Origin of the sequence: Candidatus Nitrosotenuis cloacae, from assembly GCF_000955905.1 — an archaeon.
GTDB lineage: Archaea > Thermoproteota > Nitrososphaeria > Nitrososphaerales > Nitrosopumilaceae > Nitrosotenuis > Nitrosotenuis cloacae.
This window is the reverse complement of the sequence record NZ_CP011097.1, coordinates 905864-914707: the sequence shown is the minus strand read 5'-3', so window position 1 is coordinate 914707 and position 8844 is coordinate 905864. Positions and strand designations below refer to the sequence as shown.

19 protein-coding genes and 1 tRNA gene are annotated in these 8844 nt (G+C 40.0%); 19 read left to right on the top strand and 1 reads right to left on the bottom strand.

Annotated features, from left to right (window positions below; translation table 11 throughout):
- Nucleotides 1–14: 14 nt before the first annotated feature.
- The 19 genes from SU86_RS05200 (at nucleotide 15) to SU86_RS05110 (ending at nucleotide 8290) form a co-directional block, all read left to right on the top strand.
- The gene (locus SU86_RS05200) at nucleotides 15–410 is read left to right on the top strand and encodes a 30S ribosomal protein S19 (protein ID WP_048187948.1); all 396 of its coding nucleotides are present in this window, start codon (nucleotides 15–17) and stop codon (nucleotides 408–410) included.
- 7 nt (nucleotides 411–417) lie between these two features.
- A complete protein-coding gene (locus SU86_RS05195; RefSeq protein WP_048187943.1) occupies nucleotides 418–876 on the top strand; it encodes a 50S ribosomal protein L22 in 459 nt (152 codons plus the stop codon).
- 2 nt (nucleotides 877–878) lie between these two features.
- Nucleotides 879–1616, top strand: coding sequence for a 30S ribosomal protein S3 (locus tag SU86_RS05190; RefSeq protein WP_048187941.1), 738 nt, complete (start codon nucleotides 879–881; stop codon nucleotides 1614–1616).
- A 1-nt stretch (nucleotide 1617) separates the two neighbouring features.
- Nucleotides 1618–1821 (top strand): 50S ribosomal protein L29, encoded by a 204-nt coding sequence (gene rpmC / locus SU86_RS05185; RefSeq protein WP_048187939.1) that lies wholly within the window; start codon nucleotides 1618–1620, stop codon nucleotides 1819–1821.
- Nucleotides 1818–2063 carry a ribonuclease P protein component 1 gene (locus SU86_RS05180; RefSeq protein ID WP_048187937.1) on the top strand — a complete coding sequence of 82 codons (246 nt, stop codon included), beginning with the start codon at nucleotides 1818–1820 and terminating at the stop codon, nucleotides 2061–2063. The genes rpmC and SU86_RS05180 overlap by 4 nt, the downstream gene beginning before the upstream one ends.
- A complete protein-coding gene (rpsQ, locus tag SU86_RS05175) occupies nucleotides 2060–2359 on the top strand; it encodes a 30S ribosomal protein S17 (RefSeq protein WP_048187936.1) in 300 nt (99 codons plus the stop codon). Before SU86_RS05180 ends, rpsQ begins: the two co-directional genes overlap by 4 nt.
- 1 nt (nucleotide 2360) lies before the next feature.
- Nucleotides 2361–2798 (top strand): 50S ribosomal protein L14, encoded by a 438-nt coding sequence (locus SU86_RS05170; RefSeq protein ID WP_048187934.1) that lies wholly within the window; start codon nucleotides 2361–2363, stop codon nucleotides 2796–2798.
- 4 nt (nucleotides 2799–2802) lie between these two features.
- Nucleotides 2803–3297, top strand: coding sequence for a 50S ribosomal protein L24 (rplX, locus tag SU86_RS05165; RefSeq protein ID WP_048187932.1), 495 nt, complete (start codon nucleotides 2803–2805; stop codon nucleotides 3295–3297).
- Nucleotides 3297–4013 (top strand): 30S ribosomal protein S4e, encoded by a 717-nt coding sequence (locus SU86_RS05160; RefSeq protein WP_048187930.1) that lies wholly within the window; start codon nucleotides 3297–3299, stop codon nucleotides 4011–4013. The genes rplX and SU86_RS05160 overlap by 1 nt, the downstream gene beginning before the upstream one ends.
- A gap of 5 nt (nucleotides 4014–4018) precedes the next feature.
- Entirely contained in the window at nucleotides 4019–4537 is a 519-nt protein-coding gene (locus SU86_RS05155; RefSeq protein WP_048189240.1) for a 50S ribosomal protein L5, read from the top strand.
- Nucleotides 4537–4716 carry a 30S ribosomal protein S14 gene (locus SU86_RS05150; protein WP_048187928.1) on the top strand — a complete coding sequence of 60 codons (180 nt, stop codon included), beginning with the start codon at nucleotides 4537–4539 and terminating at the stop codon, nucleotides 4714–4716. Before SU86_RS05155 ends, SU86_RS05150 begins: the two co-directional genes overlap by 1 nt.
- A gap of 5 nt (nucleotides 4717–4721) precedes the next feature.
- The gene (locus SU86_RS05145) at nucleotides 4722–5114 is read left to right on the top strand and encodes a 30S ribosomal protein S8 (protein ID WP_048189239.1); all 393 of its coding nucleotides are present in this window, start codon (nucleotides 4722–4724) and stop codon (nucleotides 5112–5114) included.
- Complete coding sequence (locus SU86_RS05140; RefSeq protein ID WP_048187926.1) at nucleotides 5104–5661, top strand: 50S ribosomal protein L6; 558 nt, start codon at nucleotides 5104–5106, stop codon at nucleotides 5659–5661. Before SU86_RS05145 ends, SU86_RS05140 begins: the two co-directional genes overlap by 11 nt.
- A 55-nt stretch (nucleotides 5662–5716) precedes the next feature.
- A tRNA-Asn gene (locus SU86_RS05135) sits at nucleotides 5717–5790 on the top strand.
- Nucleotides 5791–5992: 202 nt separating this feature from the next.
- Nucleotides 5993–6241 carry a hypothetical protein gene (locus SU86_RS05130; protein WP_048187924.1) on the top strand — a complete coding sequence of 83 codons (249 nt, stop codon included), beginning with the start codon at nucleotides 5993–5995 and terminating at the stop codon, nucleotides 6239–6241.
- Nucleotides 6242–6311: 70 nt separating this feature from the next.
- On the top strand, nucleotides 6312–6857 hold the full coding sequence (locus SU86_RS05125) for a hypothetical protein (protein ID WP_048187920.1): 546 nt from the start codon (nucleotides 6312–6314) through the stop codon (nucleotides 6855–6857).
- Nucleotides 6858–7174: 317 nt separating this feature from the next.
- Nucleotides 7175–7621, top strand: a complete 447-nt coding sequence (locus SU86_RS05120; protein WP_236687662.1) for an NUDIX hydrolase — start codon at nucleotides 7175–7177, stop codon at nucleotides 7619–7621.
- Between the two features lie 85 nt (nucleotides 7622–7706).
- On the top strand, nucleotides 7707–7931 hold the full coding sequence (locus tag SU86_RS05115; RefSeq protein WP_048187918.1) for a hypothetical protein: 225 nt from the start codon (nucleotides 7707–7709) through the stop codon (nucleotides 7929–7931).
- 86 nt (nucleotides 7932–8017) lie between these two features.
- Nucleotides 8018–8290 carry a hypothetical protein gene (locus SU86_RS05110; protein ID WP_048187917.1) on the top strand — a complete coding sequence of 91 codons (273 nt, stop codon included), beginning with the start codon at nucleotides 8018–8020 and terminating at the stop codon, nucleotides 8288–8290.
- A 35-nt stretch (nucleotides 8291–8325) separates the two neighbouring features.
- Here SU86_RS05110 and SU86_RS05105 read toward each other — a convergent pair whose 3' ends face one another.
- The gene (locus tag SU86_RS05105; protein WP_048187915.1) at nucleotides 8326–8571 is read right to left on the bottom strand and encodes a hypothetical protein; all 246 of its coding nucleotides are present in this window, start codon (nucleotides 8569–8571) and stop codon (nucleotides 8326–8328) included.
- Nucleotides 8572–8844: the final 273 nt, after the last annotated feature.

The following is an 8844-nucleotide window of genomic DNA, read 5'->3' as shown; positions in this document are numbered from 1 at the left end:
AAAGGTGTCAATAAATGGTTAAAGAATTTGATTATAGGGGTATTCCACTGGATCAGCTCCAAAACATGTCGCTAGAAAAATTATTTGAGATCTTCCCAGCACGCGCAAGACGATCCCTTACTAGAGGAATCACCGATGGCAAAAGAAAGCTAATCGAAGAAATCAAACTCGAAAAAGCAGGAAAATCAAAAAATCCAATCAAGACACACATTCGAGACCTTATAGTACTACCATACATGGTAGGTGTTACAGTTAACGTATTTTCTGGAAAAGAATTCATTCCAGTTACAATCACACCACAAATGATTGGCCATTATGTTGGCGAATATGTTAGAACAAACAAACGAGTTGTTCATGGTGCACCAGGAGTCGGAGCATCAAGATCAAGTCTGTATGTGCCATTAAAGTGATTATACTATGCCGCAATTTGGTTACGCATTTCAAAACTTTGACGCAACAAAACACGTCAGAGCATCAGTTCGAGAAAAAGACATCTCACACAAGCACGCCCGTGAAGTAGCCAAAATGATCAAAGGCATGTCAATCGAAAAGGCACGCGATGCACTACAAGAAGTAATTGCAGTAAAACGTGCAGTTCCATTTAGAAGATACAACAATGAAGTTGGTCACCGCTCAGACACCGGTGTAATGTCTGGCAGATACCCAAGAAAGGCAGCACAAGAATTCATCCGACTATTAGATAATTTGGAAGCAAATGCAGAGTACAAGGGAATGGACTTGGATAGACTAAAGATAGTTTCAGCAAACACACACAAGGGAGTTTTGATAAAACGATTCACACCTCGTGCACAAGGACGAGCAACTCCAAAGAACAATGTCCTAACACATGTAGAGCTGGTGGCTCAGGAAGTATAGAAATGTCCGCAGTCAAAAACGTAATCAAAGACAATTACAACATGATGCTTCTCAAGGATTATCTCAAAGAAGCAATCAAAGAGGCTGGATTCTCACACGTTGAAATCTCAAAGACTCCAACTGGAACTAGAGTAGTACTACATGTAACCAGACCTGGAATTGTAATTGGAAGAAAGGGAACTGGAATCCGAGAATTAACCGAAAAACTCGAAAAAGACTTCGGATTAAAGAGCCCACAAATTGCAGTAAACGAAATCACACAACCAGAGCTTACCTCAAATGTAATGTGCAATAGAGTTGCACAGCTAATCGAGCGAGGAACCGCATTTAGACGAGCAACCATGTGGACACTACAGCAAATCATGAATGCTGGAGCAATGGGCGTTCAAATCACAGTTTCTGGCAAGCTAAGGGGAGATCGTTCTTCATTTGAAAAACACTCACTAGGAATCTTGCCACGTGCAGGACACCATGCAAGCATCATAGTCGATGAGGCAACCGCACACATCCCAACAGCAATGGGCTACATTGGTGTTAGAATTAGAATTGCAAGAAAGGAAAGATACGTTCCAGAATTTGAATTAAAGGGCAAAAAAGAGACTAGAGAAGAAAAAGAAATACGTCTTGCAAAAGAGGAATCAGAACGAATTGCAAGAACAGAGAGCGAGCAAGTAAAACTAGACCAAGAAAAAATTGAACAAATGGACATCATGGATGAGGTAGAGGAGAAACTAAAGTAACATGGCCCAATTAAAAATGAAATCCATTCGAGAGCTAAACGAGATTGACCTCAAGTCCAGACTAGAACAATCACGAGTCGAGCTTGCAAAGATGAGAACCGACGCAGCAAAAGGCACACTGCGAAAGGAGAGCGGCAAAATCCGTTCACTACGAAAGGAAATCGCTCGAATCCTCACAAGACTAAACGAGATGAAAAAACAATGATGGCACTAAACTCTGAATTTATCGGAATGCAAACCAGCATAGTTGACTCTACAAACAAGTCTTTGGTTGGTATGAGCGGTAAGATCACTCACGAGACAAAATCTACATTTACAATTAGTACAAACCATGGCTCCAAAGTCATACCAAAGCAGCACACCTCTTGGAAGTTTGCAAACGATCAAGTCATTAATGGTGATTTGATAGCAAAAAGACCAGAGGACAGAATAAAGGTGAAAGCATGAAAGAGCAAAAACAATCCTACAAGGGAATAGTAATGGATAATGGAGAACACCTAAGTGTACGTGGCAAACTCTTTGAAGGCAAAGTAGTCAGCGCCAAGAACAAAAACACTGTGGTAATCCAAAAGGAAAGCCCTCTATACATCACCAAGACAAAGCGATACGCAAGAAGCAAGAGCACAATTCATGCTTACAAGCTAGCAAAGCAAGAGATCAAAGAAGGTGACATTGTAGTTGCTGCAGAGTGCAGACCAATTGCAAAGTCAGTTTCATTTGTAATAGTGGAGGTCAAGTCATAAAATGTCTGGCACAAAAAGTCGTGCAGTATCTGCCAAAGGCGTAACTGAGTTTAGACCATATGTTACACGTGCGCTACCACTAGGTGCTCGAATCACATGTGCAGATAACACTGGCGCAAAAATTCTTGAAATTATAATGGTAAAGAGAGCAAAAACAAGAACCTCACGATATCCATCTGCAGCGGTTGGCGACTTTGTCAACGTTGTAGTAAAGAAAGGACCTGCAGAGCTAAGAAAGCAGATCTTTGGCGCAGTCATCATACGACAAAAATATCCAATTAGAAGATTAAACGGAGTTCGCGTTGCATTTGAGGATAATGCAGCAGTCCTAGTTACTCCAGAAGGAGAAATTAAAGGAACTGACATCAAAGGACCAGTAGCTGCAGAGGCATCCGAGAAATGGCCAAGAGTTGCAAACTTGGCATCAATGGTGGTATAATACTATGAAGCCAACAACAATTAGAAATCGAACCATCTACCAGGCGGCAGTCACAACTCGAAGCAAGCTCATGTGCAGTCACCTATCAAAAGACTTGCAGCAAAAATATCACAGAAGAAGTGTTCGAGTAACTGAAGGTGACACAGTCAAAGTATTGCGAGGCGAATTCAAAGGAGTCTCTGGTAAGATAACACGTGTTTCTACTCTACGAAACGGAATTGCTATTGAAGGAATCAAAAAAGAAAAACTAAAGGGCGGAAACTTGGATATATTCATTCACACCTCAAATGTTTTGGTAACTGATCTAAACACCGAAGACAAATGGCGCATAAACAAAGTTGAAGGCAAAAATCCAAAACCAGTCAAGGAATCAAAACCAAAAGAGACACCAAAACCAGCACCAAAAAAAGAAGCAAAGCCAGCAGAGAAAAAAGAGACCAAAAAAGAAACTAGCAAAGAAACAAAAGCAGCAAAAAATCCAAAAAAGGAGACTAAGTAATGCCACGAATAGCAGGTAGTAAGAAACTCAAAAGACAAATGGCTCCAATGTTCTGGGGAATCTCAAGAAAGAGCCCAAGATTTGTAACCACAGTACGACCAGGTCCTCACTCTAAACAATTCTCAATTCCAAGCACCGTCTTTTTGAGAGACACAATAAAACTAGTCACAACTGCACGAGAAGCAGAATATGCAATATACAATGGTAAGGTCAAAGTTGATGGCGTATCGCGCAAATCCGTCCATCACGGAATTGGATTGATGGATGTAGTAGAGTTGGAAGGAGTTTCTGATATTTACAGATTGGTGCCAAAGAAAGGTCATCTATTAGAACCAATCAAGATAAAATCTGCAGAAAAAGCAATCAAGCTAGTCAAGGTTACCAGCAAGACTACAATCCGCAAAGGAAAAACCCAACTTGGATTCCACGATGGACGCTCATTAATCTCTGATACAAAGGTAAGTGTTGGCGATTCATGCCTCATGCAAGTACCAGAACAGAAAATCAACGAAGTCCTGCCACTGGAAAAAGGCTCAAAGGTCTTGGTAACAAAAGGAGTCAACGCGGGACAGCTAGCCGATGTCAAAGAAATCAAGGAAGGAACATTTGTTCTTCCAAAAAGAGCATTACTATCATTTGGTAAAAGAGAGATCGAAATTCCATCAGACCTAGTCATGGTGGTTGGCAAAAAGGAGCCAATAATCCAAATCGCGTGATAAACATGTCTGCAACTCAAAACGTAATGAAGGCAATTCGATTAGAAAAAATCGTTCTCAACATGGGTGTTGGAAAATCTGGTGAGGCAATAGAGGTTGCAAAAAAAGCACTAAACCAAATCTCTGGCAAAAAATCCTGTGCTCGTGATGCCAAAGGCACACAACGAGACTGGGGCGTAAGAAAGGGTGAGCCAATCGGAGTTGCAGTTACGATTCGCGGTGAGGATGCAGAAGCACTACTAAAAAGACTACTAGACGCAATTGGAAATAGACTAAAGGGAAGATCATTTGATAATTTTGGTAATGTCTCATTTGGAATCAAAGAACACATTGACATTCCAGGAATAAAATATGATCCACAAATCGGAATTTTGGGAATGGAAGCAGCAATCACACTAACAAGACCTGGCTTTAGCATTAGAACAAGAAGTAGACACAAGGCATCGGTTGGCCACACACATCGAATCACCAGAGAAGAAGCCCAAGAATTCTTAACTAGGGAGTTTGGAGTGAGCATAGTATAATGGCAAAAGATAGATCATACGAATACACCGGACGACACAAGCATGAATTTGGCAAAGGCTCTAGATGGTGCAAGCGTTGTGGTGACTATACTGCAGTAATCCAAAAGTACAACCTGATGATTTGCAGACGATGCTTTCGAGAAGTAGCAAATTCATTGGGCTTTATCAAATATCGGTGAGAAAAATGCCAGCAACAAACATTCTCTCAAATCTATTCAATACTCTGTATAATAATGAGGCAAGAAGAAGAACCGATTGTGTAATACTTCCAACATCAAAGCTTGGAATTGAGGTTCTAAAAACACTACAAAAACACAACTATATCGGCGAATTTGAGCACGTAGAGGATAAGCGAGGAGGAAAATTCAAGATTCAACTATTGGCACACATTACAAAATGTGGTGCAATCACGCCTAGATTCAAGGTAAAAAAAGGCGAATTTAATGACTGGGAGCAGCAATATCTACCAGCATATAACCGAGGAATGCTAGTTGTTACTACAAACCAAGGTGTCATGTCTCACCATGATGCACAAAACAAAGGAATTGGAGGATTCTTGATTGGATATGTCTACTAAGCAAGTCGAAATATTCCAAGCCACATTTGATGTGCCAGACAAGGTCAAAGTCACACTAAACAAGCATATGCTACTGATAGAGGGGCCATTAGGCAAGGTCTACAAGAATTTCAAAAAAATTCCAGTAGAAATGTCCGTTTCCGGTAACAAAGTATCAATCAAGGCAATCAACTCTCGCAAAAAATACTATGCAATAGCAAACACTGCACTATCGTTGGTTCGAAACCTATGCGATGGTGTGATCAATGGTTATACGGTGAAAATGAAGATTGTATATGCGCACTTTCCAATCACAGTAAAGACAAAGGACAAGCTAGTCCTAGTTGAAAACTTTCAAGGCGAGCGAGCCCCACGAGTTGCAAAAATTCACGGCGCAACAAAAGTTGCCTCAAAAGGAGATGAGGTCACAGTCACAGGACCCGTACTCAATGATGTGACACAAACTGCAGCAGAGATTCAGGCAATGACTCAGGTCAAAAACAAGGACCACCGAGTATTTCTGGATGGTATCTATCAGTACCACAAGGCAAAAGGAATCGAAAAATAATTTTCTGCACTCTACTAGTAAGAATTAAATCGCATGCACCAAGGACAACATCTGAGCCGCCCTAGCTCAGCGTGGTAGAGCGCCTGACTGTTAATCAGGGGGTCGTCAGTTCAAGTCTGACGGGCGGCGCATTGATATTTCTAAATTCGAGTTCTGAAACATTCTTTTTTGTCATGATTAATCATAGTGCAGTGTTTTGCATGTTGAATTTAATAATATTTCTAAATTCGAATTGTGAAACATTGATCGTTGCAACCGTTTGGGTGCATACTCTTAGACCAAACCGATCTAATATCTGATCGCACATTAGGAATAATGCAGGAGATTTACAATGGCCAGAACTAGAAGGGCCAACCGTTATTGTATTGATTGTGGCGGTAGATTGACCTACTATCCACGCCTTTCTAATCCCAAAGCGCCAAATGAGCATCGGGTTTTGGTATATGCATGTCCTGATTGTACTGTGGACTTTGAAAAACCAAAGCTACTATCAATTAGACGAAACCAAGTGGAGGATCCACTGGAAACAATAGAAGTAGAAATAATAGAAAACAGGGAAAAAGTAACTCTAACCAACTAGTGATCGAGCCCTACAGAGTGAGATATAATTCACAATCATCACTTTATGCTAGTGAACTGATGATTCATTCATGGAAGTCCAAAAAAGCACCTGGGGAAGCAGGTTCATCATAGCTGCTATAGTCCAAGGCGGAATTATCACATTTTTGGCACTAAGCATGGTTGGAATTCAGATGATTTTTGCAAGTGATGTCAATATGATCCAGTTTTTGTCACTATCCTTTGAGGGTCCAGCAAAATGGTTCTTTATTGGATTGATGCTGTATCTTATCATAACTGTGGCAGTAGCGGTAACCGCTGTTTTCTATAATCATTTGGAGATTAATCAAAAAAAGAAAATCACTGGAAAAATCAACATTTTGGTGTGGATTCATCTTTTGGGCATGAACATCGGGGGCATTGGTACTACTTTGTCTATGATCTTTGCTGGGTTGGCAGGTTCTGGAGCGCTAGCCTTGGTTACGGAAGGTCAAATTGGCAAGCCCGACCTAGCTATAATGGACTCGTTTATCCCACCAATTGCATCATTTATTGGAATACTGGCAATCGGCGTTCTGTGTGGCGGCTTGGCCTATACCGTAGCATACATCAAAAAATCTTATACAATTTCTGAATAAATCACAATTTTTAGTGGGGTTTAGCTTTTCTTCGTGGGAATTATTGTTTTGAGGCCTTTAGCTAGGCAATGGGGGTGTTTTGGGGCTTGGCTGCATTAGTTACGCACAAACGTTAAACCCCCGTCAAAAACAGATGGTTTTGAAAAAATCACACCATTCGTAAATCATATTCTGATGTGAGGGGGTTTAGCATTTACGAACAAAATTAACAAAATCTTTGAAACTCAAATCATTACAATAGTTCATCATTTTCTGGTATGTATAGGCATGAGGAATTGATTAATTTGCCCCACTTTTACTCAAAAAGAGTGGGGGTATTGAACCAAAACTTGGCCAAAATACGCAAAGCACCGAAAAAAGATTATGATAATTTTAGGAAATACTTTGCATTCGCCTGCGTTGACTTGGTAATTCTTGATGGCAAATCCGTACTCTTGACCAAACGAACACGTAATCCATACAAGGGATATTGGCATCTGCCTGGAAGCATGATTCACAAAACCGAAACAATGCACGAAGCTGCCAAAAGATCTGCAAAAGAAGAACTAAACCTGAAAATCAAAATCACAAAACTCGTTGGTGTTTACGAGAGTCTTGATGGATTTCGTCATGATGTCTCTCATGGGTTTTTAGTTCAAGTTATTGGTGGTAAGATAAAGACTGACTTTCAGAGCAGCGATATTGGATTTTTCAAAACCCTTCCAAAAAAGACATTACCGCATCACAGACTAGTGATTCGTGATGCCCTCAAGGCTAAGCCCTAGGCACAAATTGTAAATATTTCAAAACTCGAATTCTGAAAGATAAGAAAAAGATCAATTAATTAAGAACAAATCAACTATTCAATACATGGCTAGCAAGGTATTGGGACTAGTAGCAATCACAGTATTACTGTCTGCGGTCTTGGTCATGGCGCTTTCTACTGAGCATGTTGCAGAAGCAAAGTCATCAAAGGAATCCCCAAAGCACAAGTTCAGCAAGTGGTCAAAGAAAGTCTGCGGTGATCAACTCTGCACCGAAGGAACACACCTAAAAACAGTAAAGCGAATTGGTAATAGCGGGCCTCACAACTAACACTCTAAAATTCTTTATTTCTAAATTCGAATTTTGAAATATCAATAAATGGATTGGTTAATTAATCACAAAAAATCATCTACATCATGTTAAAACTAGCAGCATTATTTGCAATCAGCGTTCTACTGTCTGTAACAATAATCACGGCACTAGAATCAGGCCAAATGGCAGAAGCAAAAAAAGCATCTGGTAAGGAATTACAGAGACATAAAATCTCAAAATGGATGGGAAATAGTGTATGTGGCGACCAGATATGTGATGGTCAACCTTACTTCAAATGGAATTTTAAAGCAAGAACTTACAAGTCTCCATATGACACATATGGACATCAAGAATTATCGAAGATAAAAGGACAATAATCCAATTTTTAATTAAAAAGTAAAAAGTTAGAGGTTTATCGTGAAAATCCTCTACTGATTTGTCCCTTTCTTAGTCCTGTGGATGCATCTGCTAGGCTTTCACATAGCTGGTCACCACAAACTTTTGAGGGGCTGTGTTTCTTGCCAAAGCTAATGTCTTTGAGGTATGTGCCTCTTGCCTTTATTGCTTCAGCATCTGGAACCATTTGATATGTAGTTGCAATTACTCCAAATAGTAATACTCCTATGGAAAGAATTGCAGCAAACATTGTCTTGTTCATGATAAAAATACGCCTAAACTGGGTTATTAAACCAATCTAAGAAATGATTCCAGGATTTCATAATCAGATCGCATATGATTCATTTCTCCAAATTGTTGGGAGTCAATTTTTGCAATTATTTCTAGTGTCGAATCATTGTTTCATTCTTGCAGGGCGTAGTGGAAAAATCCTAGTTTTATTGCCTCAGAAGCCAAGTCCTTGAGGTTTTGTAGATTTTCTTTCCATTCTCATGTGCTCATCCAATGCACACGAAAATCACATCTGGTGTAACGA

Excerpts from the sequence above, each read along its gene's own strand:
- SU86_RS05130 (WP_048187924.1), top strand. The coding sequence starts at position 5,993 with ATGGCCAGAACTAGAAGGGCCAACCGTTATTGTATTGATTGTGGCGGT.
- SU86_RS05155 (WP_048189240.1), top strand. The coding sequence starts at position 4,019 with ATGTCTGCAACTCAAAACGTAATGAAGGCAATTCGATTAGAAAAAATC.
- rplX (WP_048187932.1), top strand. The coding sequence starts at position 2,803 with ATGAAGCCAACAACAATTAGAAATCGAACCATCTACCAGGCGGCAGTC.
- SU86_RS05105 (WP_048187915.1), bottom strand. The coding sequence starts at position 8,571 with ATGAACAAGACAATGTTTGCTGCAATTCTTTCCATAGGAGTATTACTA.
- SU86_RS05180 (WP_048187937.1), top strand. The coding sequence starts at position 1,818 with ATGATGGCACTAAACTCTGAATTTATCGGAATGCAAACCAGCATAGTT.
- rpmC (WP_048187939.1), top strand. The coding sequence starts at position 1,618 with ATGGCCCAATTAAAAATGAAATCCATTCGAGAGCTAAACGAGATTGAC.
- SU86_RS05160 (WP_048187930.1), top strand. The coding sequence starts at position 3,297 with ATGCCACGAATAGCAGGTAGTAAGAAACTCAAAAGACAAATGGCTCCA.
- SU86_RS05200 (WP_048187948.1), top strand. The coding sequence starts at position 15 with ATGGTTAAAGAATTTGATTATAGGGGTATTCCACTGGATCAGCTCCAA.
- SU86_RS05115 (WP_048187918.1), top strand. The coding sequence starts at position 7,707 with ATGGCTAGCAAGGTATTGGGACTAGTAGCAATCACAGTATTACTGTCT.
- SU86_RS05170 (WP_048187934.1), top strand. The coding sequence starts at position 2,361 with ATGTCTGGCACAAAAAGTCGTGCAGTATCTGCCAAAGGCGTAACTGAG.
- SU86_RS05195 (WP_048187943.1), top strand. The coding sequence starts at position 418 with ATGCCGCAATTTGGTTACGCATTTCAAAACTTTGACGCAACAAAACAC.
- SU86_RS05145 (WP_048189239.1), top strand. The coding sequence starts at position 4,722 with ATGCCAGCAACAAACATTCTCTCAAATCTATTCAATACTCTGTATAAT.
- SU86_RS05190 (WP_048187941.1), top strand. The coding sequence starts at position 879 with ATGTCCGCAGTCAAAAACGTAATCAAAGACAATTACAACATGATGCTT.
- rpsQ (WP_048187936.1), top strand. The coding sequence starts at position 2,060 with ATGAAAGAGCAAAAACAATCCTACAAGGGAATAGTAATGGATAATGGA.
- SU86_RS05125 (WP_048187920.1), top strand. The coding sequence starts at position 6,312 with ATGGAAGTCCAAAAAAGCACCTGGGGAAGCAGGTTCATCATAGCTGCT.
- SU86_RS05110 (WP_048187917.1), top strand. The coding sequence starts at position 8,018 with ATGTTAAAACTAGCAGCATTATTTGCAATCAGCGTTCTACTGTCTGTA.
- SU86_RS05140 (WP_048187926.1), top strand. The coding sequence starts at position 5,104 with ATGTCTACTAAGCAAGTCGAAATATTCCAAGCCACATTTGATGTGCCA.
- SU86_RS05150 (WP_048187928.1), top strand. The coding sequence starts at position 4,537 with ATGGCAAAAGATAGATCATACGAATACACCGGACGACACAAGCATGAA.